Source organism: Actinomadura madurae (assembly GCF_900115095.1).
Lineage (GTDB): Bacteria > Actinomycetota > Actinomycetes > Streptosporangiales > Streptosporangiaceae > Spirillospora > Spirillospora madurae.
Genome location: NZ_FOVH01000008.1, coordinates 88,266 through 113,342 on the forward strand (window position 1 = coordinate 88,266; position 25,077 = coordinate 113,342).

23 protein-coding genes are annotated in these 25,077 nt (G+C 74.1%); 14 read left to right on the top strand and 9 right to left on the bottom strand.

Annotated features, from left to right (window positions below; all coding sequences use genetic code 11):
• Positions 1-75 precede the first annotated feature (75 nt).
• On the top strand, positions 76-1,254 hold the full coding sequence (locus BM339_RS22465; protein WP_033333646.1) for a cytochrome P450: 1,179 nt from the start codon (positions 76-78) through the stop codon (positions 1,252-1,254).
• Here BM339_RS22465 and BM339_RS22470 read toward each other — a convergent pair.
• Complete coding sequence (locus BM339_RS22470; RefSeq protein ID WP_075022123.1) at positions 1,251-1,649, bottom strand: SCO2583/SCO2584 N-terminal domain-containing protein; 399 nt, start codon at positions 1,647-1,649, stop codon at positions 1,251-1,253. The two genes, BM339_RS22465 and BM339_RS22470, sit on opposite strands and share 4 nt — an antisense overlap.
• A 184-nt stretch (positions 1,650-1,833) precedes the next feature.
• Here BM339_RS22470 and BM339_RS22475 point away from each other — a divergent pair, with 184 nt between their 5' ends.
• Complete coding sequence (locus BM339_RS22475) at positions 1,834-2,991, top strand: steroid 3-ketoacyl-CoA thiolase (protein WP_075022124.1); 1,158 nt, start codon at positions 1,834-1,836, stop codon at positions 2,989-2,991.
• Between the two features lie 75 nt (positions 2,992-3,066).
• Positions 3,067-4,056: an MBL fold metallo-hydrolase gene (locus tag BM339_RS22480; RefSeq protein ID WP_021600210.1), complete on the top strand. Its 990-nt coding sequence runs from the start codon at positions 3,067-3,069 to the stop codon at positions 4,054-4,056.
• Here BM339_RS22480 and BM339_RS22485 read toward each other — a convergent pair.
• Complete coding sequence (locus BM339_RS22485; RefSeq protein ID WP_075022125.1) at positions 4,041-5,678, bottom strand: ABC-F family ATP-binding cassette domain-containing protein; 1,638 nt, start codon at positions 5,676-5,678, stop codon at positions 4,041-4,043. The two genes, BM339_RS22480 and BM339_RS22485, sit on opposite strands and share 16 nt — an antisense overlap.
• A 374-nt stretch (positions 5,679-6,052) precedes the next feature.
• Between BM339_RS22485 and BM339_RS22490 the strand changes: the two genes are divergently transcribed.
• The 5 genes from BM339_RS22490 to BM339_RS22510 are packed head-to-tail and all read left to right on the top strand — an operon-like array spanning position 6,053 to position 11,815.
• A complete protein-coding gene (locus tag BM339_RS22490; RefSeq protein ID WP_021598636.1) occupies positions 6,053-7,324 on the top strand; it encodes a cytochrome P450 in 1,272 nt (423 codons plus the stop codon).
• A 36-nt stretch (positions 7,325-7,360) separates the two neighbouring features.
• A complete protein-coding gene (locus BM339_RS22495; protein WP_021598635.1) occupies positions 7,361-8,596 on the top strand; it encodes a cytochrome P450 in 1,236 nt (411 codons plus the stop codon).
• 28 nt (positions 8,597-8,624) lie between these two features.
• On the top strand, positions 8,625-9,905 hold the full coding sequence (locus BM339_RS22500; RefSeq protein WP_021598634.1) for a glycosyltransferase family 4 protein: 1,281 nt from the start codon (positions 8,625-8,627) through the stop codon (positions 9,903-9,905).
• 43 nt (positions 9,906-9,948) lie between these two features.
• Positions 9,949-10,710 carry a class I SAM-dependent methyltransferase gene (locus tag BM339_RS22505; RefSeq protein WP_177287763.1) on the top strand — a complete coding sequence of 254 codons (762 nt, stop codon included), beginning with the start codon at positions 9,949-9,951 and terminating at the stop codon, positions 10,708-10,710.
• Positions 10,700-11,815, top strand: coding sequence for a glycoside hydrolase family 15 protein (locus BM339_RS22510; RefSeq protein ID WP_021598632.1), 1,116 nt, complete (start codon positions 10,700-10,702; stop codon positions 11,813-11,815). Before BM339_RS22505 ends, BM339_RS22510 begins: the two co-directional genes overlap by 11 nt.
• Positions 11,816-11,854: 39 nt before the next feature.
• Here the strand turns inward: BM339_RS22510 and BM339_RS22515 are convergent, their stop codons facing one another.
• Positions 11,855-12,571, bottom strand: coding sequence for a class I SAM-dependent methyltransferase (locus BM339_RS22515; protein ID WP_021598631.1), 717 nt, complete (start codon positions 12,569-12,571; stop codon positions 11,855-11,857).
• A gap of 220 nt (positions 12,572-12,791) precedes the next feature.
• Between BM339_RS22515 and BM339_RS22520 the strand changes: the two genes are divergently transcribed.
• The 3 genes from BM339_RS22520 to BM339_RS22530 all read left to right on the top strand — a co-directional run bounded on the left by BM339_RS22520 (position 12,792) and on the right by BM339_RS22530 (position 15,292).
• Entirely contained in the window at positions 12,792-12,983 is a 192-nt protein-coding gene (locus BM339_RS22520; protein ID WP_021598630.1) for a ferredoxin, read from the top strand.
• 143 nt (positions 12,984-13,126) lie between these two features.
• A complete protein-coding gene (locus BM339_RS48805) occupies positions 13,127-14,977 on the top strand; it encodes an endonuclease/exonuclease/phosphatase family protein (protein WP_024936319.1) in 1,851 nt (616 codons plus the stop codon).
• Between the two features lie 129 nt (positions 14,978-15,106).
• Positions 15,107-15,292 (top strand): hypothetical protein, encoded by a 186-nt coding sequence (locus BM339_RS22530; protein WP_021600335.1) that lies wholly within the window; start codon positions 15,107-15,109, stop codon positions 15,290-15,292.
• A 216-nt stretch (positions 15,293-15,508) separates the two neighbouring features.
• Here BM339_RS22530 and BM339_RS22535 read toward each other — a convergent pair whose 3' ends face one another.
• Together BM339_RS22535 and BM339_RS22540 are read right to left on the bottom strand one after the other, a co-directional pair.
• Entirely contained in the window at positions 15,509-18,052 is a 2,544-nt protein-coding gene (locus BM339_RS22535) for a beta propeller repeat protein (RefSeq protein ID WP_075022127.1), read from the bottom strand.
• Between the two features lie 111 nt (positions 18,053-18,163).
• Positions 18,164-18,730 (bottom strand): DUF1707 SHOCT-like domain-containing protein, encoded by a 567-nt coding sequence (locus BM339_RS22540; RefSeq protein WP_021597622.1) that lies wholly within the window; start codon positions 18,728-18,730, stop codon positions 18,164-18,166.
• 204 nt (positions 18,731-18,934) lie between these two features.
• Here BM339_RS22540 and BM339_RS22545 point away from each other — a divergent pair, with 204 nt between their 5' ends.
• Complete coding sequence (locus tag BM339_RS22545) at positions 18,935-19,519, top strand: Uma2 family endonuclease (protein ID WP_021597621.1); 585 nt, start codon at positions 18,935-18,937, stop codon at positions 19,517-19,519.
• Positions 19,520-19,542: 23 nt separating this feature from the next.
• Positions 19,543-20,241 carry a cupin domain-containing protein gene (locus BM339_RS22550; RefSeq protein ID WP_256255417.1) on the top strand — a complete coding sequence of 233 codons (699 nt, stop codon included), beginning with the start codon at positions 19,543-19,545 and terminating at the stop codon, positions 20,239-20,241.
• Between the two features lie 6 nt (positions 20,242-20,247).
• Here the strand turns inward: BM339_RS22550 and BM339_RS22555 are convergent, their stop codons facing one another.
• Positions 20,248-20,739: a MarR family winged helix-turn-helix transcriptional regulator gene (locus tag BM339_RS22555; protein ID WP_063747820.1), complete on the bottom strand. Its 492-nt coding sequence runs from the start codon at positions 20,737-20,739 to the stop codon at positions 20,248-20,250.
• A 65-nt stretch (positions 20,740-20,804) separates the two neighbouring features.
• On the opposite strand from BM339_RS22555, the gene BM339_RS22560 reads away from it, so the two are divergent.
• Complete coding sequence (locus tag BM339_RS22560; RefSeq protein WP_075022128.1) at positions 20,805-21,656, top strand: TIGR03619 family F420-dependent LLM class oxidoreductase; 852 nt, start codon at positions 20,805-20,807, stop codon at positions 21,654-21,656.
• A 69-nt stretch (positions 21,657-21,725) separates the two neighbouring features.
• Here the strand turns inward: BM339_RS22560 and BM339_RS22565 are convergent, their stop codons facing one another.
• The 3 genes from BM339_RS22565 to BM339_RS22575 form a co-directional block, all read right to left on the bottom strand.
• Positions 21,726-22,730: a sugar phosphate isomerase/epimerase family protein gene (locus BM339_RS22565; protein ID WP_075022129.1), complete on the bottom strand. Its 1,005-nt coding sequence runs from the start codon at positions 22,728-22,730 to the stop codon at positions 21,726-21,728.
• A 1-nt stretch (position 22,731) separates the two neighbouring features.
• Positions 22,732-23,871, bottom strand: coding sequence for a Gfo/Idh/MocA family protein (locus BM339_RS22570; protein WP_021597616.1), 1,140 nt, complete (start codon positions 23,869-23,871; stop codon positions 22,732-22,734).
• 81 nt (positions 23,872-23,952) lie between these two features.
• A complete protein-coding gene (locus BM339_RS22575) occupies positions 23,953-25,020 on the bottom strand; it encodes an ABC transporter substrate-binding protein (RefSeq protein ID WP_075022130.1) in 1,068 nt (355 codons plus the stop codon).
• Between the last annotated feature and the right edge of the window lie 57 nt (positions 25,021-25,077).

Sequence of the window (25,077 nt, forward strand, 5' to 3'; positions counted from 1 at the left end):
GGTGAGTACCGCCACTTAGCCGGTTTGAGTAATACCGCGTTTCCGTCCCGGTCCGCCACCCGCCAGAATCGCCGGATGACCAGCATGAAGATCGCGGACCGGCACGAGGCGCGGCTGCTGTGGGCCGCGAACCCCGCGCTGTTCGCTCTCCTGGAGGCGGCGCGCCACACGGGCCCGATCACTTGCGTCCCCAGGCTCGGGTGGGTGGTGACCGATCCCGTCCTGGCACGGCACGTGCTGAACGACCACGCCGGTTTCGGCATGACCGGCGAGGGCGGCGTCGGCCACCTGTGGACGCAGCTGTTCGGGGAGGAGATGGGCCGCTTCTTCAGCGGCGCGCGGCACGCGGAGATCCGCACCGGCGTCCGGGACCTGTTCACCGAGGACGCCGCGCGGACCCTGGTGGAACGTTCCCAGGGCGCCTCCCACGCCGCGCTCGCAGGCCGCCTCACCGCCGGCGCCGACGTGGACGTCGCCGACGCCGCCCGCGTCCTGTCCGGGCGGATGGTCGCCGACCTGCTCGGGCTTCCCGCCGGCCGGTCCGACGACGCCTGCCGCGAGCTGTTCGCCGCCGGGGAGCGGCTGGCCCGGCTCGCGCTCGGCACCACCGCGTCCACCGACCTCGACCCGGCCGTGCTCGCGCGGGCCCGCGCGATCGTGGCCGGGCTCACCGCCGCCGTCCCGGACGCCTACCGCACGGCGGGGCCGGACACCCTCCTCGGCCGGTGCCGCGCGATGGGCCTCGGCCTGCCGCTGAGCCGCGGCCTGGCGACCCTGCTGGTGATCGCCGGAACGGAGACCGGCGCCTCCGGGACCGCCCGGACCGCGGCGCTGCTGCACGACACCGGCCGGCAGCGGGCGCTGCTGGACGACCCGTCGCTCATGGACGCCGCCGTCCGCGAGGGCCTGCGCGTCGCCGCCCCCGCCCCGCTGATCGGGCGGCACGTGGCCCGGGACGCGACGGTCGGCGGCCGGCGGCTCCGCGCGGGCGAGCGCGTCCTGCTGCTGGTCCACCGGGCCACCAACGGCGCCGGTCCGTTCGACGTCCACCGCGGATACGTGCCCGAGACGCGGCAGCTGTGGTTCGGCGGCGGCCGCCACCTCTGCCTCGGCGCGGCGGTCGCGCGGGTGCAGGTCGCGCGGATGCTGGGGACGCTGCTGTCGGGCGGCCGGCCGTACCGGATCGTCTCCCGGCGCCCCGCCCGGCGGGTGCTCGTCCCGGCGTACGCCGAGCTGCGGGTGCGGCTCGCCTAGATCTCGGGGATGCCGGTCGGCGGCGCCTGCGTCGCCGGGCCGGTCGGCGCCGGACCCGTCGGCGCCGGGGCGGGCGCCGGGGAGTGGGTGATCGTCGGGCCGACCGGCGGGGCCGGCTCCTCGGCGCGCGGCGCCGAGTTCCACCACCAGAGCGCGATGGAGATCGCCAGCAGCACCAGCACGGCCCCGATCAGCTGGAACACGGCCATGCGGTGGCTCGTCTCCCGGCCGCGGCGGCGGAACCGGCCGCCCCCGGCCCGCCGGGCGGCCCTGCGGGACCGCCGCCGCTCGCGCCGGCCCGGCGGGCGGGCCCGCTCGCGGGCGGACGGCTCGGTGAAGACCGCGCTCCTGACGAAGTCCTCGTCGAACACGGGATCGTCGAAATCTGCGGCCATGGGGGCCCTCCGGCGCGGGGGATCGTCGCACCCCAGGCTAATGGACGCGTCCGGGTGCCCACAGGGGCGATTCACGGCCGCCGCCCGCGCCCCGGCGCGGATCCCTTTCACCGGGACCGGCCTTCCCCGGGAAAGTTAGAACACGTTACAGTCGAAGGCGAATCGCGTTCTAGAAGGAGACCGCATGGGTACCCCGGTGATCGTCGAGGCGGTGCGCACGCCGCTCGGGAAGCGCAACGGCTGGATGGCGGGCCTGAAGCCGATGGCCGTCCTCGCGCACGCGCTGAACGCCGTCGTCGGCCGCTCCGGCATCGACGCCGCCGAGGTGGAGCAGGTCTTCGCGGGCTGCGTCACGCAGGCCGGTGAGCAGGGCGGCCACATCGGCCGCTACTCCTGGCTGTACGCCGGGCTGCCGTGGCAGACCGGCGTCACCACGATCGACGCGCAGTGCGGGTCGTCGCAGCAGGGCGTGCACCTCGCCGCGTCCCAGATCGCGGCCGGGGTCGTGGACGTCGCGATCGGCTGCGGCGTCGAGGTGATGAGCCGCGCCCCGCTCGGCTCCAACGTGCTGCCCGCCAACCCGCGCCCGGACGACTGGTCGCTGGACATGCCGAACCAGTTCGAGGCGGCCGAGCGGATCGCCGCCCGCCGCGGCATCACCCGCGCCGACCTCGACGCGTTCGGCGCCCGCTCCCAGCAGCTCGCCGCCAAGGCGTGGGCGGACGGCCGGTTCGACCGGGAGGTCGCCCTGATCACGGCCCCCGTCCTGGACGCCGAGGGCAACGTCACCGGGGAGACCCGCGAGGTCACCCGCGACCAGGGCCTGCGCGAGACGACCGCCGACGGGCTCGCCGGGCTGAAGCCCGTGATGCCGGACGCGCTGCACACCGCGGGCACGTCCTCGCAGATCTCCGACGGCGCCGCCGCCGTCCTGCTGATGTCGGAGGAGAAGGCCAGGGCCCTCGGCCTGCGGCCCCGCGCCCGCGTCAGGACGCAGGCCCTCGTCGGCGGCGAGCCGTACTACCACCTCGACGGCCCGGTCCAGGCGACCGAGCGGGTGCTGCGCAAGTCCGGCATGACGATGAACGACATCGACATCACCGAGATCAACGAGGCGTTCGCGTCGATCGTGCTGTCGTGGGCGTCGGTCCACAAGCCGGACATGGACCGGGTCAACGTCAACGGCGGCGCCATCGCCATCGGCCACCCCGTCGGCGCCACCGGCGCCCGGCTGATCACCACCGCGCTGCACGAGCTGGAGCGCCGCGACGCCGGCACGGCCCTCGTCACGATGTGCGCGGGCGGCGCCCTCTCCACGGCCTCGGTCATCGAGCGGATCTGAGCGGGCATCCTGGACATCGGCCCCGGCGGTCCTCGCCGGGGCCTCGACCCCTGACAGGCGCGAAAGGCGGTCTCGGTGCAGCCGGAACCTGAAGATCTCGGCGGCGGGCTGTGGAGCGTTCCCGTCCCCATCCCGGACAACCCCCTCGCCTACACGCTCGTGTACGCGGTGGAGAGCCCGCGGGGGCCCGTCCTGATCGACGCGGGCTGGCACCACGAGGACGCCTGGACGGCCCTGCGCGACGGCCTCGGCACGTTCGGGATCGACGTCGCCGACGTGCACGGCGTGGTCGTCACCCACTTCCACCCCGACCATTCGGGCCTCGCCGGCCGCGTCCGGGAGGCGTCCGGCGCCTGGATCGCCATGCACCACGCGGACGCCGGCATCGTCCGGCTCTTCCACCAGGTCGGCCAGGGCGGCCGCCGCGCGTTCGAGCTGACCGCGCTGCGCCGCGCCGGCGCGGCCGAGTCGGAGCTGAGCGGCCCGAGCCAGCAGACCCGGGTCGCCCCGCCCGCGATCCCCGACCGCGAGCTGTCCGACGGCGACCTGGTCGACCTGCCCGGCCGCCGGCTCCGCGCGGTCTGGACGCCGGGCCACTCCCCCGGGCACATCTGCCTGCACCTGGAGGACGACGACCGCATCTTCACCGGTGACCACGTCCTGCCCCGCATCACCCCGCACATCGGCCTCTACCCGTACGACACCCCGGACATCGACCCGCTCAGCGACTTCCTCGGGTCACTGGACAAGGTGTCCGCGATGTCGGTGGAGGAGGTCCTGCCCGCCCACCAGTTCCGCTTCAGCGGGCTGTCCGCCCGCGCCCGCGAGATCATCACCCACCACGAGGAGCGCCTCGCCGAGGTGGCGGCGCTCCTGTCGTCCAGCCCCATCACGCTGTGGGACCTCACGGCGGGCCTCACCTGGCGCCACCCGTGGGCGGACATGGCCCAGCAGGCCCGCCGCATGGCCGCCGCGGAGGCCGCCGCCCACATCCGCACCTTGGAGACGCGGGCGGTGGCCCGCCGCGAGGGCACCGACGACCCGCTCCGCTACGTCCTGCGCTGACCACCGAGGTCCAGCCGCGGCCAGCCCGCGGTGTCGCGCTGGAGCCGCCGGTCATGGGTCGCCAGGACGACCGCGGCCGGGGTCGCGTGGAGGGCCTCGGTCAGCTCGTCCACGAGTGCGATCGACAGGTGGTTCGTCGGCTCGTCCAGTAGGAGGACGTGCGGGCGGGCCGCCAGCACCATCGCCAGGTCCAGCCGGCGCCGCTGCCCCATCGACAGTTCGCGCACCCTCTTCCCCAGCTCCCCGGACGACAGCAGGCCCAGCGCCGCCACGGAGACGGTCTCGTCCTCGGCGACGGCGCCCGTCGTGACCAGCCGCCCCACATGTGCGGCGAACACGTCGCGGGCACGGCGTCCGTCCGCCGGCGGCGACTCCTGGGCGAGCAGGCCGGCCCGCACGCCGGGCGCGCGGCGCGCCGTCCCGGCCGTCGGCGCGAGCCGCCCGGCGAGCACGCCCAGCAGGGTCGACTTGCCCGCGCCGTTGGGCCCGGTGACGACCAGGCGGGAGCCGGCCTCCAGGGACAGCGTCGCCTCCCGGCGCAGCCGGCCGTCCACGCGCACGCCGTCGGCGGCCAGCAGGACGCCCGGACGCGCCGGAAGATCCGGCATCCCGAAGCGCCGCGGCGGCTCCGGCGCCGTCACCGCGTGCCGCTCCAGCTCGTCGCGCCTGCGGTGGACGGCGCGGACGAGCGCGGGGGCGCGCGTGGCCCGCTGGTGCTTTCCGGTGCCCTTGTCCGGCCGCCACCCGGTCACGAGCCGGTTCCGCGCCTCGGACAGGTCGCGGGAGAGGCGCACATGCTCGGCCCGCTGCCGCTCGTACTCGGCCTCCCACCGCCGCAGCTCGGCCTCGCGGCCCTCCCGATACCCGGCGAACCCGTCTCCGTGGACGCGCGGGCGCCCGTCCGGGCTCGGGTCGAGGTCGAGGACGGTGGTCGCGACGTCCTCCAGCAGCGCGCGGTCGTGGCTGACGAGGACGATCCCGCCCGGGTGCCCGCGCAGCCTCTCGGTGAGGAACGCCAGGCCCGCCGCGTCCAGGTGGTTCGTCGGCTCGTCGAGGAGCAGGAAGTCGTGCTCGGCCCCGAGCAGGCAGGCGAGGCGGACGCGGTAGCGCTCCCCCACCGACAGCTCCCGCAGCCCGCGGGCGCGGTCGGTGACGGCCCCCAGGTTCCGCAGGGCGAGGTCGACGCGGCGGTCGGCGTCCCAGGCGCCGAGCGCCTCCGCCGCGTCGAGGGCCGCCGCGTAGTCCTCGTCCGCGCCGGGACGTCCGTCGGTCAGGGCGCCGGTGGCCGCGTCGAGGGCGCGCAGCGCGGCCCGCGCGTCCGCGAGTTCCCGGTCGACGGCGTCGCCGACCGTGGCGCTCTCGCCGGCGGGCATGTTCTGCTCGGCGATGCCGAACGTGCCGACGCGCCGCACCTCGCCCTCGTCGGGCGCGAGCGCTCCGCTCAGCACGTGCAGCAGGGTCGTCTTGCCGCGGCCGTTCTCGCCGACGACGCCCCAGCGGGACCGCGGTGAGACGGTCATGGTCAGGCCGTCGAGGACGGTCCGCCCACCGCGGGCGACGCGGATCCCCTCGGCGGTGAGCTGTGCCCGCGCGCGTGCGGGCAGGGTGATGGAGACGGTCATTCTTCCTCCGGACGGAGGCACGCTTCGACCGTCGCGCGGGCGACCGCGGTACGGGAGCGTGCCTTCGAGCTGACTCGCCCAGTGCGAGGGCGAATGGCAGGCGTCAGACCGCCCGCGGCTCGCTCGGCGCGAGGGGCGGGCCGTCCGGAGTCCGATCAGAGAAAGAGCGACTGCAGCACGTCCGGGATCCTACCGCCCCGGACCAGGCGGGACGAGGGGGCGCGGGCCGGATGCGGCATGCGTCACTCCGGCTCCGGGGCCTTGATGAGACTGGAGTCTCATGTTAGAACCTGTTCTAGGTGCGTGCACCCAAGCAAGCGCTCAAACGGCCTGTTCGCCTCGTGTGGTCTCCACCCCGGCACGAAGGATCTTCCATGGCACTCGCGACGTCTCCCGTCTCCGCCCACCGGGCCTTCCGAGCTCCCGAGATCGACATCATCGACCCCGGCGTGTACGAGCGCGGGGGCATCCCGCACCGGCAGTTCCAGTGGCTGCGCGACAACGATCCCGTGCACTGGCACCAGGACCCCAACGAGGGGGTCCCCGGTTTCTGGGCGATCACACGGCACGAGGACGTCGTCGCGGTGTCGCGGCGTGCCGACCCGTACTCCTCGCACGTGCGGTCGGCGATGTTCGAGGAGTTCGCCGACGAGGACATCGCGCTCTACGGGCAGATGATGCTGTTCCAGGACCCGCCGGACCACACGCGGCTGCGGTCCATGGTGAACAAGGGCTTCACCCCGCGGATGATCGGGCGGCTGCAGGACCACATCCGGCGGATCTGCAACGAGCTGATCGACGAGGCCGCGCCGCTCGGCGAGTGCGACTTCGTGGAGAAGTTCGCGGCGCCGCTGCCCCTGTACACGATCTGCGAGCTGCTGGGCGCCCCGCTGGAGGACCGGGAGAGGATCTTCCACTGGTCGAACAAGCTCGTCGCGTTCAACGACCCCGAGTTCATCGAGGGCCGCGAGGAGTCGACGCTGTGCGCCGCCGAGTTCGCCGAGTGGGGCGGGCGGCTCGCCGCGGCGCGCGCGTCCACGCCGCGCGACGACATCGTGACCAAGCTGCTGCAGCCCGACGCGGACGGCGACACGATCAGCCTGGAGGAGTTCCAGCTGTTCATCATCATGCTGTCGATCGCGGGGAACGAGACGACCCGGACCGCGACCGCCGGCGGGATGCTCGCCTTCTTCGAGCGGCCGGACCAGTGGGAGCGGCTGAGGGCGGACCGGAGCCTGCTGCCGAAGGCGGTCGAGGAGATCGTCCGCTGGGTCAGCCCGATCAACCAGTTCCGCCGGACGGCCCTCGCCGACACCGAGCTCGGCGGCAAGGAGATCAAGAAGGGCGACAAGGTGGTGCTGTTCTACGGGTCCGCCAACATGGACGAGCGGGTGTTCGAGAACCCCTTCTCCTTCGACGTGGGCCGCGACCCGAACCCGCACCTCGGCTTCGGCGGCGGCGGCCCGCACTACTGCCTCGGCACCCACCTCGCCCGGATGAACCTGCGGATCGTCTTTGAGACGATCCTGGAGCGGATGCCCGACATCCGGCTCGCCGGCGAGCCGCGCCGGCTGCGGTCCAACTTCGTCAACGGCTACAAGGAGATCCCGGTGCGGTTCACGCCCTCGGCTCCCCTTGGAGGTTGACGGCGCCCATCACTCCGGACGAGGAGGTTCGAGGCGATGACCACCACCCCCGACATCGAACTGGTCGATCCCGGCGCGTACGAGCGCGGCGGCATCCCGCACGAGCAGCTGGCGTGGCTGCGCGAGCACGAGCCGGTGCACTGGCACCACGGCGATCCGGAGCGGGACTACCCGCCGTTCTGGGCGGTCACGCGGCACGAGGACGTCGTCCACGTGTCGCGGCATCCGGAGGTCTTCTCGTCCTGGCGGCGGCTCGCGCTCTTCGACGAGCCGCCGGAGGATCATCTCGTCCTGCAGCGGATGATGATGCTCAACCAGGACCCGCCGGAGCACTCGCGCAAGCGGAGCATCGTCAACCGGGGCTTCACGCCGCGCGCCATCGGCGCGCTGGCGGAGCACATCCGCGACATCTGCCGGACGCTGGTCACCGAGACCGCCGAGCGGGGCGAGGACGCCGACTTCGTCCGCGACCTGGCGGCGCCGCTGCCCCTGTACGTCATCTGCGAGCTGCTGGGCGCGCCGCCGGAGGACCGGGAGAAGATCTTCCACTGGTCGAACACCCTGATCGGCGGGGACGACCCGGAGTTCCAGCGCACGCCGGAGGAGGGCCAGGCCGCGGCGACCGAGCTGTACGCCTACGCCAACGTCCTGGCCGCCGACCGGCGGGAGAACCCCCGCGACGACATCGTCACCAAGCTGCTCCAGCCGGACGCGGACGGCGAGGTCCTGACCGGGGACGAGTTCGAGCTGTTCGTCATGCTGCTGTCGGTCGCCGGGAACGAGACGACCCGCAACGCGGCGACCGGCGGCATGCTCGCGCTGCTGGAGCATCCGGAGCAGTGGGCGCGGCTCAGGGAGGACCGGTCCCTGGTCCGCACGGCCGCGGACGAGATCGTCCGCTGGGTCACGCCGGTCAACCTGTTCCGCCGGACGGCCGTCCAGGACACCGAGCTCGGCGGCAAGAAGATCAAGGAGGGCGACAAGGTCGTCGTCTTCTACTCGTCCGCCAACCGCGACGAGGCCGTGTTCGCCGACCCGTACGCCTTCGACGTGGGACGGGACCCGAACCCGCACCTCGGATTCGGCGGCGGAGGGCCCCACTTCTGCCTGGGCTCGCACCTTGCCCGACTTGAGCTGAGTGTGCTCTTCGAAACACTTTTGGACGCCATGCCCAATATTGAACTCAGCGGTAACGTACGCAGGCTAAGGTCTAGTTTCATCAACGGCATAAAGGAGATGCCGGTGCGCGTGCGACCGGCGTCCCTCGACTGACGGGAGTGGTGCGTGAACAGGGCCTGGCGTGGGTGAGGCAGGCGAGGCGGGCGGCCCGTTGCGGGTGGCCCTGCTCTCGTACCGGAGCAAGCCGCACTGCGGCGGGCAGGGCGTCTACCTCCGGCATCTGAGCCGGGAACTGGTCGATCTCGGGCACACCGTCGAGGTCGTCTCGGGCCAGCCGTACCCCGAGCTCGACCGCGAGGAGATCGCCCTCACCAAGCTCCCGAGCCTGGACCTGTACCGCGACGAGGACCCGTTCCGCACCCCCGCGCTCCGCGAGTTCCGCGACTGGCTGGACGTCCTGGAGTTCGCGCACATGAAGACCGGCGGCTTCCCCGAGCCGCTGACGTTCAGCCTGCGCGCGCTGCGGCTGCTGCGCCGGCGCCGCCGCGACTTCGACGTCGTGCACGACAACCAGGTCCTCGGCCTCGGCAACCTCGGCATCGCCCGGCTCGGGCTGCCCCTGGTGACCAGCATCCACCACCCGATCAGCGTCGACCGGCGGATCGAGATCGAGGCCGCCCGCGGGATCAAGCAGAAGCTCGGCAAGCTCCGCTGGTACGGGTTCGTCGGCATGCAGTCGCAGGTGTCCCGGCGGATCGGCCCGGTCCTGACGGTGTCGGAGTCCTCCAAGGTCGACATCGTCAAGGACTTCAAGGTCGACCCGCGCGACATCGAGATCCTGCCGCTCGGCGTCGACACCCGGATCTTCCACCCGCGCGGGGAGCGCGTCCCGGGCCGGATCGTCGCGATGGCCAGCGCGGACGCGCCGATCAAGGGCGTGGACGTGCTGCTTCGCGCGGTCGCCAAGGTCGCCACCGAGCGGGACGTCCACGTGATCGTCGTGAGCCGGCCGCAGAAGGACGGGCCGACCGACAAGCTCGTCCGCGAGCTGGCCCTCGGCGACCGCGTCCGGTTCGTCAGCGGCATCGGCGACGCGGAGCTCGGCGAGCTGCTCGCGTCCGCGGAGACCGCCGTCGTCCCGTCCCGCTACGAGGGGTTCTCGCTGCCGGCCGTGGAGCACATGGCGTCCGGGACGCCGCTCGTCGCCAGCCGCGCCGGCGCGCTGCCCGAGGTCGTCGGCGACGCCGGGATCCTCGTCCAGCCCGGCGACGTGGAGGAGCTGGCCGCGACCCTGCACCGCCTGCACGACTCCGCCGGGGAGCGCGCGCGGGCGGGCGCCGCCGGTCTCGCCCGCGTCCAGCAGCGGTTCGCCTGGCCCGCGGTGGCGCAGGCCACCGTCGAGCACTACCGGGCCGCGATCGCCCAGCAGAACTACCGGCGGCTCGCCGCCGGGGGCAAGTGAGGGAGCGCCCTCCCGGCGGCCCCTGTACGGAAGGAGCACGACCCTGCTGACCGTGGATTTCCAGCGGTTCCGCGTCTCCCCCGGAGACCGCGTCCTCGACATGGGATGCGGCGCCGGACGGCACGCCTTCGAGCTGTACCGCCGGGGGGCGCACGTCGTGGCCTTCGACCAGGACGCCGGCGAGCTGGCCGGCGTCGAGACGATGTTCGGGGCCATGCGCCTCGAAGGCGAGGTGCCCGCGGACGCGACCGCCGAGACCGTCCAGGGTGACGCGCTCGACCTGCCGTTCCCCGACGACCGCTTCGACGCGATCATCGCGTCCGAGGTGCTGGAGCACATCCCCGACGACATGCGGGCGATGCGCGAGCTGCTGCGCGTCCTGAAGCCTGGCGGGAGGCTCGCGGTGACGGTGCCGAGCTGGCTGCCCGAGCGGGTGTGCTGGGCGCTGTCGGAGGACTACCACACGGCCCCGGGCGGGCACGTGCGGATCTACACGCGCGCCGAGCTGGAGGCCAAGCTGAAGTCGACCGGCTTCAGGATCGGCGGCCACCACCACGCGCACGGCCTGCACGCGCCGTACTGGTGGATCAAGTGCGCGGTGGGCGTGGACAACGACGGCAACCCCCTGGCCAAGGCCTACCACCAGATCCTCGTGTGGGACATCATGAAGCGGCCGCTCGCCACCCGGCTCGCCGAGCACGTGATGAACCCGCTGATCGGCAAGAGCGTCGTCGTCTACTCCGCCAAGCCCGCGGTCCCCGGCACGCCCGCGACCCCGGCCAGGGAGACGGCGGATGCGGTCTGAGACCGCGCCGCCCGCAGTCCCCGGAATCCTCACGACGGACGAGATCGTCGCGACGGCGCGGAGCATCGCGGCGCAGCAGGAGGCGTCCGGCGCCATCCCGTGGTTCTCCCCGACCGGCGGCGTCCCCGGCCACGTGGACGCCTGGAACCACGTCGAGGCGGCGATGGCGCTGTCGGTCGCCGGTCTCGGCGCGGAGGCCCGGCGGGCGTACGAGTGGCTGCGGGGCGTCCAGCGGCCGGACGGGTCGTGGCCCGCGAAGTGGGTGCTCGGCGAGGTCACCGAGCCGGGCGGCGAGTCCAACCACGCCGCCTACGTCGCGGTCGGCGTCTGGCACGAGCTGCTCACCACCGGCGACGAGCGCTTCGCGCGGCACATGTGGCCGGCGGTCCGGCGGGCGATCGACTTCACGCTCGGGCTGCAGACCCGGCGCGGCGAGATCATCTGGATCCGGCACGAGGACGGCGAGCCGTCCGACCACGCGCTGCTGACCGGCTGCTCGTCCATCTACCAGTCGCTGCGCTGCGCGGTGGCGCTGGCCGAGCACCTCGGCGAGCACCAGCCGGAGTGGGAGCTCGCCGCCGACCAGCTCGGGCACGTGGTGGCCGCGCATCCGGAGGCGTTCGCCGACAAGAGCCGCTGGTCGATGGACTGGTACTACCCGGTGCTCGGCGGCCCGGTGCGCGGCGCGGACGCGGCCCGCCGGTTCGAGGAGCAGTGGGACGCCTTCGTCGTGCCGGGCCTCGGGTGCCGGTGCGTGTCCGACCAGCCGTGGGTGACGGCGGCGGAGAGCTGCGAGCTGGTGCTGGCGCTGGACGCGGCGGGCGACCGCGACCGCGCGCTGGAGCTGTTCGCCACGATCCAGCACCTCCGGCACGAGGACGGCTCGTACTGGACGGGCTGGCAGTTCGAGAACGAGCGGCACTTCCCCGGGGACCGCTCCACCTACACGGCGGCGGCGGTCGTCCTGGCGGCGGACGCGCTGGCGGGCGCGTCCCCCGGCTCCCGGCTGTTCAAGGAGATCGCGGGACGGCCGCTCGGGCCGTCGGAGGCGTCCGACCCGCTGGCGTGCGGGTGCGCGCTGGTCGCGGTCGCCAACCGCGTGTGAGGCGCCCGCGTGGGGCGGCTCAGCGGCGTCTGAGAGGCGTCAGGCGGACGGCGTGAGGGGGTCGGTGCCGGCGACCCTTTCCAGGACGCGCAGCGACCCTTCCACCCGCCGTTCCTCGAACGCTCCGCTCTCCAAGGCCCGAAGGTAGACGTGGTAGGGCGGCTGCCCGCCGTCCCGCGGGTCGGGGAAGACGTCGTGGATCACGAGGGCTCCGCCGACGGCGACGTGCGGCGCCCAGCCCTCGTAGTCGCCCTGCGCGTGCTCCTCGGCGTGCCCGCCGTCGATGAACAGCAGCGCCAGGGGCGCCCGCCAGAAGGCCGAGACGGTGCGCGACTGCCCGACGATGGCGACGACCTCGTCCTCCAGGCCCGCGTAGCCGATCGTCTTGCGGAAGGTGGGCAGCGTGTCCATCCGGCCGGTGCTCGGGTCGACCAGGGACGGGTCGTGGTGCTCCCAGCCCGCCTGGTTCTCCTCGGAGCCGTGGTGGTGGTCGACGGTGACCAGGACCGTTCCCGCCGTCCGGGCAGCGGCGCCCAGGTAGACGGCGGACTTCCCGCAGTAGGTGCCGACCTCCAGCATGGGCCCGGCCGCGGCGAGGCGGGCCCCGTAGAGCAGGGCCGTCTCGTACAGCGCGAGGCCCTCCTCCTCCGGCATGAAGCCCTTGGCGGCGCGGGCGACCCGCCGCAGGTCGGCGGGCATCGCCGGGGCGGGCGCGGCGGTCGTCCCCGCGGGGGTGGACGCCTTGGTGTCGGTCATCGATCTCCTCTGTCCGGGGCACCTTACCTCGCGGGCGCCATGTCCAACATCGTCCGGATGAGTCGTGCTGTGTCCAGGATGGCTTGCCCCACCAGACTGGAACGTGTTCTACTTTCCGGGTGCACAAGAACCTTCCCGAACCGTGTTCGGTAGGTTGGCGGGCGCGGTGGCCAGGCCCCGGCACCGCGGCGCTCACCGGGAATCGTGAACGGAGAAGGCGATGAATGTACGGGTCGACCCGCTGGTGTGCGAGGCGAACGCCGTGTGCGTCGGGCTCGCCCCCGAGGTCTTCGACCTCACCGACGACGACGAGCTGGTGATCCTGAAGCCGGACGTCCCGCCCGGGGAGCAGGACCGCGTCCGGCACGCGGTCCGGTCGTGCCCGAAGGCCGCGCTGACGCTGGAGGAGTAGCCCGACCGCGCCGCTTCCCGGCCCCCGAGCCTGCGGCGTGCCGTCCCGCAAACCGCGCCCATCCCGGGACGGCACGCCGCACGGTCGCACCGGCGTATCATCCTTGTCGTTCGTTCGGACTCCGAGTCGGTCATGGAGCGTAAGTGGTGCACGGTCTGGGCGCGCTCCTGGCCGCGGCGGCGCTGGCCGCGCCGCTGCTCGCCGCCCCCGCGGCGCACGCCGCGGCCCCCTCGCCGCGCATCCGCGACATCCAGGGCGCCGCGCACATCTCGCCGCTGAAGGGCCGCGCCGTGTCCGGGGTCCCCGGCGTCGTGACGGCGCTGACCGTCAACGGCTTCTGGATGCAGGACCCGCACCCCGACCGCAGCCACGCGACGTCCGAGGGCGTCTTCGTCTTCACCCGGACCGCGCCCAAGGCCCGCGTCGGCGACTCCGTCCGCGTGGACGGCAGGGTCAGCGAGTTCCGCCCCGGCGGCGGAACGTCCGGCGGGCTGACCCGGACGGAGATCGACGCCACCGCGACGGCCGTCGGCGCGCACGGCGCGCCGCTCCCGGCGCCCGCCGCGCTCGGCCCGCGCGGGCTCCGCCCCCCGGGCGCCGTGATCGAGCGCGGGCGGGGGAACGTCGAGCGGGGCGGCGCGTTCGACCCCCGCCACGACGCCATCGACTTCTACGAGGCCCTCGAAGGCATGCGGGTCCGCGTCGACGACGCCGTCGCGGCCGGCCCCACCCTCGACGGCGAGCTGCCCGTCCTGCCCGCCGGCGGCGCCGGGGCGCGGGCGCGGACGGCGCGCGGCGGCATCCTCCTGCGCGACGGCGACGCCAACCCCGAGCGGGTCATCCTCGACGACGCGCTCGCCCCGATCCCCGCCGCGAACGTCGGCGACCGGCTGCCCGGCCCGAACGACGGCGTCCTCGACTACTCCTACGGCGACTACCGGCTGCTGCTCACCGCGTCACCGCGGCGCGTCCCCGGCGGGCCGGCGCGCGAGGCGACCCGGCCGCAGCGCCCCGGCGAGATGGCCGTCGCCACCACCGCGCTGAACGGGCTGAACCCCGACGCGCCGCCCGCGCGGTTCGACGCCGTGGCCCGCGACATCGTGGCGGGCCTGCGCTCCCCCGACCTCGTCGCGGTGACCGGGCTCGGCGACAACAGCGGACCGGACGACGACGGCACCGTCGCCGACGACCAGACCGTCGCGCAGCTCATCACCGCGATCAGCGCGGCGGGCGGTCCCGCCTACGACTGGCGCTCGGTCGACCCGCGCGACAACGAGGACGGCGGCCGCAAGGGCGCCAACGACCGGGTCGGCTTCCTGTTCCGCACCGACCGCGGCCTGGCGTTCGTCGACCGCCCCTCCCCGTCCGAGCCGCTCCCGGACGAGCCGCCCGAGCAGCCCGACCCGGCCGTGACCTCGGTCCGGGCCGTCGCGCGCGGCGGCACGGCCGGGCTCACGCTCAGCCCGGGCCGGATCGCGCCGCGCGACACCGCGTGGGCCGGCACCCGCAAGCCGCTCGCCGGGGAGCTGACCTGGCAGGGCCGGCGCCTCATCGTCATCGCCAACCAGTGGTTCCCGCGGACCGGCGACGACCAGCCGCTCTTCGGGCGCAACCAGCCGCCGTCCCAGCCCACCGCGTGGCGCCGCGACGCGCAGGCCCGCGTCGTCGCGCGGTTCGTGAACTCCGTCCGGAGGGTGGACGCGAACGCGAGCGTGATCGTGGCGGGCGACCTCAACGACCGGGCGGCGTCCATCCCCGTCCAGACCCTGGCCAAGGGGGCGGGGCTCGCCGACCTCTCCGCGGAGCTGCCCGCCGGCGACCGCTACACGGCGGTGACCGCGGGGAACTCCGAGGACCTCGACCACATCATGCTCAGCGCGTCGCTGCACCGGCGGCGGCACGAGTTCGACGTGGTGCACCGCAGCGCGGAGTTCGCCGACCGGGCCGGCGAGCGCGACCCGACGGTCGTGCGCATCGCCATGTCAGGGAAATAAACACCTCACCGGATTTGGGCGGTGCCGAAAAGATCGGCGCGGCAGGTCCCCCAACGCCTCCGGTGTTTTCCTCCGGACGGGCGGGGCAGCCATCGATCGTCACACCCCCGGCTGGAGGAGACGCCCCCCATGGCGACCCGATACCGACCGCACATCAGCCTGGTCGGGCTCATCTACATCATCATCGGCGTGTTCATCGCGTGGGACCGCGGCTACATCGACGAAGGCCTGGTCCAGCGCATCGTCAGCGCCCTGCTGGCCGTCTTCCTGTGGGTCCTCGTCCTGCTGGGCGTGGACTTCCACATCGACTTCTGAGCGCCCGGCCGGGCACGGGCCGTCCCGTCCCCGCCACGGGACGGCCCGTGCCTCCGGCGACAGGTGCACGTCGCGCTCCGGTCATAGACCGCAGAGTGCACCGGACGTTACCGTCCGCTCATGACGAAAAAGGACTGCAACTGCGGACACGGCGGCGGATGCTCCTGCCCGAAGGGATGCTCCTGCGGCTGCAACGGCTGACCCGCGCCGGCGCCCTCACTCCGGAACGGGGGCGCGCCAGAGGATCGGTGTCTCGCCGCTGGTCCCGGTGGCGAGGAGATCCGGCCCCACCGTGGTGAGGGCGGTCAGCTGCTGGGCGCCGTCGCCCGCGAGCCCCGGGACGTCGAGGCGGCGCCAGGCCGAGCCGTCGCGGGACGTCAGGACGGCCGCCTTCCCGTTCGAGACCGCGGCCACCGCGAATCCCCGCGGGGTCGGCGCGACGGCGGTGGCGGTGAGGCCGGGGCCGAGGACCCGCCGCGTCCAGGTCGCGCCGGCGTCGGTGGAGACCAGCGCGACGGCGTCGCCCGGCGCGCCGCCGGCGATCGCCACCAGCGTGCCGCCCCTGGCCGCGACCTGCGTGAGCGGGGCGGTGAGGCCGGGCGGGAGCTTCGCCGGCGTCCACGCGGCGCCGTCGGGGGACGTCCAGGCCGCGGCTGCCTTGCCCCGGCCGCCGACGGCGACGAGGTTGCGGCCGGTCGCGGTGACGTCGGCCGGGGCCCCGTCGAGGGCCGCGCGCCGCCAGGTCCGCAGGTCGGCCGAGCGCCAGGCGACGCCGGTCCCGACCGCGACGTAGCCGGACGGGCCCGCGGCGGCGGCGACCGGCGGCGGCCCTCCGGGGAACGGCGCCTTCTGCCAGGCCAGCCCGTCCTGCGAGGTCATCGCGAGGGGGCCGGGCGAGGCACCGGAGACGCGGCCGACGGCCAGCCAGCCGCGGTCGCCGCGGACGGCGTCCGCGAGCCGCCCGCCGGTGCCGGGGAACTGGGCCCGCGTCCACGAGCGGCCGTCGGGGGCCGTCCAGATCGCGGTGCCGCCGTTGGTGCTGCCCACCGCGACCGCCAGGCCCGGGGCCGTCGCGAGCGAGCTGATCGAGCGTTCGGGGTGGACGGCGCCCGGCACCGTGCGGAGGTCCACGCCGAACAGGTAGGCGTCGTCGCCCTGCCGTCCGGTGACGGCGACCCGCCCGCCGGCGACCGTCAGCCCGCTGCTGTCCACCGGCGCCGGGATGCTCCCGCCGGGCTGCCAGGTGCGGCCGTCGGCGCTGCGCAGCACGGTGTGCGCGCCCTTGGCGCCGCGGACGATGACCGCGAGGCCGGCCGGCGTGCCGTCGAACCGGTCGATGCCGTACCCGCCGAACCTGCTCGCGACCCGCCACGTCTTCCCGTCCGGCGAGGTGAACAGCACCCCGAACCGCGTGGTCTTGCGGTTCTTCTTGCGGCCGGTCGTGCGCCTGCCCTCGCGGACGGTCGCGAACCCGCCCGGACCGGCCGTCAGGCCCTTCGTGGCCCCGTACGAGCCCTGCGTCTGCGGGACGGTGACGAGCGCCCACGTCCGGCCGCCGTCCGCGGACCGCCAGATGCCGCCGGCGCGCACGGTCCGCGTGACCTTCTTCTTGCCGCGCTTGGCGGTGATCTTCCGGGAGTACGTCCCGTGCGCCAGCACCACGTTCCCGGACGCCGCCACGCGGTCGAGGCCGAGGATGCCCTTGAGGCCGCCGTCGACGCGCTGCCACGCGCGGCCGTCCGCCGAGCTCCAGGCGACGGCGCGGCCGCCGGACGCGCCCACGGCCACGAAGCCCCGGTCGGTGCGGGCCAGGTCGGTCACCTGGTCGGACGGGGTGAAGCCCGCGGTGACCGGGCGGCGGGTCCAGGTCCTGGCGTCGTCGCTCGTCCAGGCCACGACGCCGCCGCCGGGCGAGCGGCCGAGCGCGACCCAGCGGCCGTCTCCGCCGGAGACCAGGCGCGGGACCTCGCCGGCCGGCGGCGCGGCGCCGCCCGCGGCGCGCGGCGTCGCGAGCGACCAGGTGCGGCCCGCGTCGGCGGAGACGAGGAACCGGGCCCGCTCCCGGCCGGGGACCCCGTCGCCCTCGGTGCCCGCGGCGACGACCGCCGCGCCGGCGGAGGCGACGGTGGTGAGGTCCTGGACGAGCCCGTCGGCCGTCGCCTCGGGGTCGGGCGCGAACAGCGCGTCCGCGGCGATCGGCGCGGGGACGCCCGGCCCGTCCGGCCCGCCGTCGCCCTGGGACGCGACGACGATCGCGCCGCCGGCGACCGCGAGCACCCCGGCCCCGACCGCCGCCCGGACGCGCAGGCGCCGGGAGAGGCCCGTCCGCATCGCCGGGGCCGGCTTCGGCTTCGGCGGCCCGGCGACCAGGACGTCGCCCGGGTCGGGCTTCGCCTTCGCGGTCCGCCGCGGCGCGGGCGCGGGCTTCGCGGGCTTGCTCGGCTTGCTCGGCTTGGCGGGCTTCGCCTTCGCCGGGCGCGGGGCGGGGGCGTCCGCCGTCTCGGGCGGGGACTCCAGGCGGACGGCGTTGAGGCTCCCGGCCTTCGGCGCGCGCTCCCGCGGCGGTGCCCCGTGCCCCCAGACCAGCCCGGCGGCGCGCCAGGCCTCGTAGGCGCGCTGCCAGGGCGACAGCGCGGCGGGCATGTCGGCGAGGTCGCCGGCGACGCCGAACGTCAGCCTCCGCCGGACCTGGCGGGACCCCGCGGGGCCCTCCTCGGCCGTCCGCCGGGCCTCGTCCTGCTCCGGGGTGCTCGCCGTCACACGCGCTCCTTCACGGTCCTGTCGGACCACCATCAAATCGCGCCACGGGAGTCCTTGTACGGACATCCGCGTGAACGGCGGCCGATGGGGCCGCGGGAGCGTTCTATCACCTCACGGGCGACGTATCCGATCTTTCGCTTCGATCGTTCCCTTGTAGGCGTAGCCGCGGACGTGGACGACCGGCGCACCGGGCCGCGGATCGCCGTGGACCTCCGAGGACACCCCGAGGCCGCCGGTCTCCACCCGAACGCCCGGCGGCACGATGATCTCCACGTCCGACTTGTAGGCGAGCACGCGCAGGACGGTGAGCTCGGCCTCGAAGTCGGCGGTGCGGAGGTCCAGCGTTCCCGTCCCCTTGTAGACGACGGTCGTGAACTGTGCCGGGAGCCGCCAGCATCCGGCGCGCGTGACCGAGCCCTTGTAGGCGACCTGGAACCGGCCCGCCGGCCCGTGCCCGGCGCCCGGCGGGGCGACCCGGCCGGACGGCAGGTCGGCGGCCACCGTCCCCAGCTCGTCATGGGTGCGGGCGGCCAGGACGGTGTCGATGCGCTCGTCGAGTTCGGCCTCGCTGAGGCGTCCCTCGGCGAAGGCGGTGTGCAGCCGGACGAGCATGTCGTCCCGGTCGCGGTCCGAGGCGCGCAGTGCGACGGGGGGCTGGGGGTGCTGCTCGACGCTCATCGCATCTCTCCTTAGCGGGTCCGCCTCCGCAGCCTGCACCCTCCCGTGGGAGGAGGGTCAATACGCGATGTATCTTAACTTGTCGTCGCTCGGCTTTCGAGACATTCGGCCGCATCCCGACGCGCGATCACGGCTGCGGCCTTTCCGGACGGCCGTCCGCTAGATTCGGAACAGCCCGTTGATCGAGGTGAGGGGGGACGATCCATGGGCGGGACGCTCGGCCGCGCGCACGGCCCGTACACGCTGTACGACCTGGACGCGCTCCCCGAGGAGGGCCGCCGCTACGAGCTCGCCGACGGCTGGCTGCACGAGCTGCCGGGCGACCTCTGGCACGACCACGCGGCCGAGCGGCTCAAGGCGATCCTCAAGGACGCGGCCCGGCAGGCCGACGCCGACGTGCACATCGCGGGCGCGCCGCAGGACGTCACGACCCCGGCCGGCGTCCGCAAGCCGGACGTCTTCGCGGTCGCGCGGGACGTCGCGCGGGCCGCCCTCGAACGCCAGACCCGCACCTACTACGGCCCCGACCTCATCCTGGTCGCCGAGGTCGTCACGCCGCGCACGGTCAACGAGCAGATCGACCGGGTCCGCAAGGTCGACGAGTACGCCACGACGGGCATCCCGCACTACTGGCTGGTCGACCTGGAGCCCCGGCCCACCCTCACCCTGATGGAGCTGCGGGACGGCCGCTACGAGCTGACGGGCAAGGCCCGCTCCGGCGAGACCGTCACCCTCGACCGCCCCTTCCCCATCGCGTTCGACCCGGCCCGCCTCTCTGAGATGGAATAGCCCCGACCCCCTAGGCTCGACCCGTGCTGCTGATCACCACACTCGACGCCTGGCGGGCCCAGGCCGGCCCGAGGTTCGTCCTGTCCGAGGCGGGTGCGGTCTGGGCGCCGGACGACGAGCCCGGAGTGCTCGCCGTGGCCGACGACGTGTTCGAGGACGGCCAGGTCGTCGCCGTCACCCTCGACCCGGCGCCCGGCGCCCTGCCGCCGCGCGGGATCATCGACCGGACCACCGCGTCCCGCGTCCGGTACGTGCGGCGCGGCCCGGACGGGAGGCACGTCGCGGTGCTGGAGCGACCCGCGACCGCCGAGGCGCTGGACCTGCTGCCGCACCCCGAGGGCGGCTGGTTCCGGGAGACCTGGCGGTCGGACGCGGCGTTCACGCCGGACGGCTACCCGGGCGAGCGGGCGAGCGCGACCGCCATCTACTTCCTGCTGCCGCCGGGAGAGGAGTCGATGTGGCACGCCGTCCGGTCCGCCGAGGTGTGGCTGTGGCACGCCGGCGGCCCGCTGACGCTGCTGCTCGGCGGCGAGGGGGAACGGCCGTCCGAGACGCCCGAGCGGATCACGCTGGGGTCGGACGTGGCGGGCGGGCAGGTCCCGCAGGCCGTCGTGCCCGCGAACGCCTGGCAGGCCGCGCGCCCGGCCGGGGACGAGGAGGTCCTGGTGAGCTGCGTCGTCTCCCCCGGCTTCGACTTCACCGACTTCCGCGCCCTGCCCTGACGCGCGTCAGCCCGCGCTCTTGCGGCGCGGGCGCACCGCCTGCTCGGCCCAGAACGGCTCCATGACCCGGCCTACCGCGCGGACGAGGACGCGCAGCTCCTCCTCGTCCAGCGGTCCGAACACCTCGTCGCCCACGCGGTCGGCGGCGGCCCGGGCGCGGCGGTGCAGGGCGCGCCCGTCCTCGGTGATCGCGACGGAGTAGCGCCGCCGGTCGCGCGGGTCGCGGGCGCGCTCGCACAGGCCGCGCTCCTCCAGGTCGTCCACGAGCCCGACCATCAGCGTGGGGTCGAGCAGCAGGTACCCGGCCATGTCCTGCTGGCTGAGCGTGCCGGACGAGTCGAGCATCGCCAGCACCAGGAAATGCCGCACCCGGATGCCGAGCGGCCTCAGTTCCTCTTCGACCCGCTGCTCCATCCACCATCCGCACTTGGACAGCTGGAAGCCGGCCAGGGACGCGAGCCCTTCCGGCAGCCCGCCCCGCGGGGGACCTTCCACCATGGCGACATGGTATATCGAATCGATCATCGGTTGACTCGATCGTAGAAAAGTTCGACTATTGATGGATGCCACCGACCATCGGGCTCTTCGCTCTCAACATGTACGCGTGCGCCGAGCCGCGCACCGCCGCCCGCGTCGCCGGGCTCGCCGAGGACCTCGGCTACGACTCCGTCTGGGTGGGCGACCACGTCGTCCTGCCGAGGCCGCGGGTGGACCCGTCCCCTGCGGAGCCGGACGCGCCGTTCACCGACCCGCTGGTCGCCCTCGCGCACCTCGCCGCGCGCACCGAGCGGATCGCGCTCGGCACCGGCGTCGTCGTCCTGCCGCAGCGGAACCCGCTGGTCCTCGCGAAGCAGCTGGCCAGCGTCGACGTGCTCAGCGAGGGACGGCTGATCTTCGGTGCCGCCGCGGGGTACCTGGAGCCGGAGATGCGTGCCGTCGGCGTCTCCCCCGAAGGACGCGGCGCCCGCGCGGACGAGTACCTCGCCGCCATGCGGTCGCTCTGGTACGACGACAGGCCCGCCTTCCAGGGCCGCCATGTGCGGTTCGAGGGCGTGGACGCGTATCCGCGTCCCCTCCAGCGCCCGATCCCCGTCGTGACCGGAGGCCACGGCCCCGCGGCGCTCCGCCGGGCCGCCCGCCACGCGGACGGCTGGTACGGATGGATGGTCGGGCGCCGCGCCGCCGCCGACCTGATCCCCCGGGTGCGCGCCCTCCGCGAGGAGGCCGGCCGGGAACCGCTGCACATCTCGGTGAGCCCGCCGAAGCTCCCGGACGCCGAGTTCGTCCGGGTCTACGGCGAGCTGGGGGTGGACCGCCTCATCGTCGTCCCGCCCATGGGCGTCCCGGCGGCCGAGCTGGAGCGGTTCGTCGAGGACCACGCCCCCGCCAGGCTGGGCGCCCGCCCCGCGTCGTGAATGAGCGTCACGAGGGGAGCGGCGCGCCGCCCGCGTGCGTGGCCTCACGGGGGGCGGCGCGCCGCGGGCTCAGTCGGACGAGAAGGCGGAGTCGAACGACGCGGTCGGCGGCTCCATCGCGTTGAGGCCGCGGACGAACTCCAGCGCCTCGGGGGCGCCCTGGAGGCGGTCCATGCCGGCGTCCTCCCACTCGACCGAGATCGGGCCGTCGTAGCTGATCGCGTTGAGGGCGCGGAAGACGTCCTCCCACGGGACGTCGCCGCGGCCGGTGGAGATGAAGTCCCAGCCGCGCCGCAGGTCGGCCCACGGCAGGTGGGACGACAGCCGCCCGCGGCGGCCGTCGCCCGTGCGGACCTTCGTGTCCTTGCAGTCGACGTGGTAGATCCGGTCGCGGAAGTCGAAGAGGAAGCCGACCGGGTCGAGCTCCTGCCAGACGAAGTGCGACGGGTCGAAGTTCAGCCCGAACGCGGGCCGGTGCCCGATCGCGTCCAGCGTCCGGACGGTCGTCCAGTAGTCGTAGGCGATCTCGCTCGGGTGCACCTCGTGCGCGAACCGGACGCCGACCTCGTCGAACACGTCCAGGATCGGGTTCCAGCGCTCGGCGAAGTCGGCGTAGCCGCGCTCCACCATCGCGTCGGGGGTGGGCGGGAACATCGCGACCGTGTGCCAGATCGACGACCCGGTGAAGCCGACCACGGTGCCGACGCCGAGCTTCGCCGCGGCCCGCGCGGTGTCCTTGATCTCCTCGGCGGCGCGCCGCCGGACGCCCTCGGCCTCGCCGTCGCCCCAGATCCGGTCCGGCAGGATCGCCCGGTGCCGCTCGTCGGGGTTGTCGCAGACGGCCTGCCCCACGAGGTGGTTGGAGATCGCGAACACCTTGAGGTCGTGCTTGGCGAGCGTCTCCAGCCTGCGCGGGACGTAGCCGTCGTCGGCGACGGCCTTGTCGACCTCGAAGTGGTCGCCCCAGCAGGCGATCTCCAGGCCCTCGTAGCCCCAGCCGGACGCCAGCCGGCAGACCTCCTCGAACGGCAGGTCCGCCCACTGGCCGGTGAACAGGGTGATCGGTCGTGCCATCTCACTCGCTCCCTTCGACATCGACCCAGCGGCCGGACGCCGCGCTGTCGGCGACCGCGGCGAGGACCCGCTGCACCTGCAGGCCGTCGGCGAACGACGGGCGCGGGTCGGCGCCGTCCGCGATGGCGGTGAGCAGGTCGGCCAGCTGGTGGGTGAACGTGTGCTCGTACCCCAGGATGTGGCCGGGCGGCCACCAGTGCCCGGCGTAGGGGTGGACGGGCTCGGTGACGACGATCCGCCGGAAGCCCGCGGTGCGCGGGTCCTCGGCCGCGTCGTGGAACCACAGCTCGTTCAGCGATTCCAGGTCGAACGCCAGGGCGCCGGACGAGCCGCTGACCTCGATCCGCAGCGAGTTCTTGCGCCCGGTCGCGAACCGGGTGGCCTCGAACGTGGCGAGCGCGCCGGCGTCCGTCCGCCCGATGAACAGGGCCGCGTCGTCCACGGTGACCCGCGCCGTGCCGCCGCCCGGCACCGGGCGCTCCGGGACGAAGGTGTCCAGCAGCGCCGACACCCCGGCGAGCGACTGCCCGGTGATGAACTGCGCGGTGTCGATGATGTGCGCGCCGATGTCGCCGAGCGCGCCCGACCCGGCCTTGTCGCGGTCCATCCGCCAGGTGAAGGGCGCCTCCGGGTCGGAGAGCCAGTCCTGGAGGTACTGGGCCCGGATGTGCCGGACGGTCCCGATGCGGCCCTCGTCCACGAGCTTGCGGGCGAGCGTGACGGCCGGGACGCGCCGGTAGTTGAACCCGACCATCGACCGGACGCCGCGCGCGCGGGCGCGCTCCGCGGCGGCGGCCATCGCCTCCGCCTCCGCGACGGAGTTGGCGAGGGGCTTCTCGCACAGCACGTGCTTGCCCGCGTCGAGCGCGGCGACCGCGATCTCGGCGTGGCTGTCGCCCGGCGTGCAGATGTCGACGAGCTGGACGTCGTCGCGGCGGAGGAGCTCCTTCCAGTCGGTCTCCACCGTCGCCCAGCCGAGCGCCGCCGCGGCGGCGCCGGCGCGCTCCGCGGAACGTCCGGCCAGGACGGCCATGACCGGGGTCAGCGGCGGCCCGAAGAACGGCCCGACGCTGCGCCACGCCTGGGAGTGGGCGCGCCCCATGAACGCGTGCCCGACCATCCCGACTCCGACGGTCGTCATATTCGCTCACCTCTCTGTTCCTGGCCGGTGCGCCCGCCCCGGAGGGGAAGGGGAGGCGGGCGCACCGACGCCCCCGTGCCTCTAGGATTCGAAGCCGAGCGGCATGTACTGGTCGACGTTGTCCTTGGTGACCGTCTCCGACGCCAGCGTGACCGACTGGGGCACCTGCAGCTCGACCAGGTCGGCCATGCCCTTGCCCTGCGCGATGAGCCGGCCCAGCTTGATCGCGGACGCGGCCATCGTCGGCGGGTAGGTGACGGTCGCCTCCAGCACCCCGCCGCCCGCCTTGATCTCGCGCATCGCGTTGGCCGACCCGGCGCCGCCGACCATGAAGAACTCCTTGCGGCCGGACTGCTTGATCGCGGCGAGCACGCCGACGCCCTGGTCGTCGTCGTGGTTCCACATCGCGTCGATCTTCTTGTGCGCCTGCAGCAGGTTGGAGGCGACCTGGTTGCCGGACTCGACGGTGAACTTCGCGTCCTGCTTCGCGGTGACGGTGAAGCCGTAGGACTTCAGCGCGTCCGCGAAGCCCTTGCTGCGGTCCTGCGTCAGCGGCAGCGTCGCGATGCCCTGGATCTCCACGATCACCGGGTTCGAGACGCCCTTGTCCTTCAGCTTCTTGCCGATGTAGTGGCCGGCGGAGACGCCCATGCCGTAGTTGTCGCCGCCGATCCACGACCGGTACGACAGCTTGTCGGGGAAGACGCGGTCGAGGTTGACGACCGGGATGCCGGCGTCCATCGCCTTGCGGGCGACCTGGTTCAGCTGCTCGCCGTCGTTCGGCAGGATGACCAGCACGTTGACCTTCGCCCGGATCAGCGACTCGACCGCGGAGATCTGCTGGTTGATGTCGTTGGTCGGCTCGACCGGCTTGAACGTCACGTCCTTGTACTTCTTCGCCTGGCCCTCGGCGTTCTTGGCGATCGCCGCGATCCAGCCGTGGTCCGCGGCGGGCGCGGAGAACCCGATGGTGACCTGCTTGCCCTGCTTGTCGTTGTCACCGCCGAGCGACCCGGCCTGGGTGGCGGGGCTCGGGTCGTCCTCGCTGTTGCTCGTGCAGGCCGCGGCGAGGCTGCCGGCCGCGACGACCGCGCCGCCGAACAGGACGCCTCTGCGGGTGGGACGGGGGCCCTGCTGATGATCACGCATGACGTGCTCCTGATTGGTGGGATGGGGCGTCCCGCGCCGCGCGGTCCCCGACACGCG

Excerpts from the sequence above, each read along its gene's own strand:
- BM339_RS22475 (WP_075022124.1), top strand. The coding sequence starts at position 1,834 with ATGGGTACCCCGGTGATCGTCGAGGCGGTGCGCACGCCGCTCGGGAAG.
- BM339_RS22490 (WP_021598636.1), top strand. The coding sequence starts at position 6,053 with ATGGCACTCGCGACGTCTCCCGTCTCCGCCCACCGGGCCTTCCGAGCT.
- BM339_RS22560 (WP_075022128.1), top strand. The coding sequence starts at position 20,805 with ATGCCACCGACCATCGGGCTCTTCGCTCTCAACATGTACGCGTGCGCC.
- BM339_RS22530 (WP_021600335.1), top strand. The coding sequence starts at position 15,107 with ATGGCGACCCGATACCGACCGCACATCAGCCTGGTCGGGCTCATCTAC.
- BM339_RS22465 (WP_033333646.1), top strand. The coding sequence starts at position 76 with ATGACCAGCATGAAGATCGCGGACCGGCACGAGGCGCGGCTGCTGTGG.
- BM339_RS22515 (WP_021598631.1), bottom strand. The coding sequence starts at position 12,571 with ATGACCGACACCAAGGCGTCCACCCCCGCGGGGACGACCGCCGCGCCC.
- BM339_RS22540 (WP_021597622.1), bottom strand. The coding sequence starts at position 18,730 with ATGAGCGTCGAGCAGCACCCCCAGCCCCCCGTCGCACTGCGCGCCTCG.
- BM339_RS22545 (WP_021597621.1), top strand. The coding sequence starts at position 18,935 with ATGGGCGGGACGCTCGGCCGCGCGCACGGCCCGTACACGCTGTACGAC.
- BM339_RS22495 (WP_021598635.1), top strand. The coding sequence starts at position 7,361 with ATGACCACCACCCCCGACATCGAACTGGTCGATCCCGGCGCGTACGAG.
- BM339_RS22470 (WP_075022123.1), bottom strand. The coding sequence starts at position 1,649 with ATGGCCGCAGATTTCGACGATCCCGTGTTCGACGAGGACTTCGTCAGG.
- BM339_RS22575 (WP_075022130.1), bottom strand. The coding sequence starts at position 25,020 with ATGCGTGATCATCAGCAGGGCCCCCGTCCCACCCGCAGAGGCGTCCTG.
- BM339_RS22520 (WP_021598630.1), top strand. The coding sequence starts at position 12,792 with ATGAATGTACGGGTCGACCCGCTGGTGTGCGAGGCGAACGCCGTGTGC.
- BM339_RS22555 (WP_063747820.1), bottom strand. The coding sequence starts at position 20,739 with ATGGTGGAAGGTCCCCCGCGGGGCGGGCTGCCGGAAGGGCTCGCGTCC.
- BM339_RS22570 (WP_021597616.1), bottom strand. The coding sequence starts at position 23,871 with ATGACGACCGTCGGAGTCGGGATGGTCGGGCACGCGTTCATGGGGCGC.
- BM339_RS22485 (WP_075022125.1), bottom strand. The coding sequence starts at position 5,678 with ATGACCGTCTCCATCACCCTGCCCGCACGCGCGCGGGCACAGCTCACC.
- BM339_RS22565 (WP_075022129.1), bottom strand. The coding sequence starts at position 22,730 with ATGGCACGACCGATCACCCTGTTCACCGGCCAGTGGGCGGACCTGCCG.
- BM339_RS22510 (WP_021598632.1), top strand. The coding sequence starts at position 10,700 with ATGCGGTCTGAGACCGCGCCGCCCGCAGTCCCCGGAATCCTCACGACG.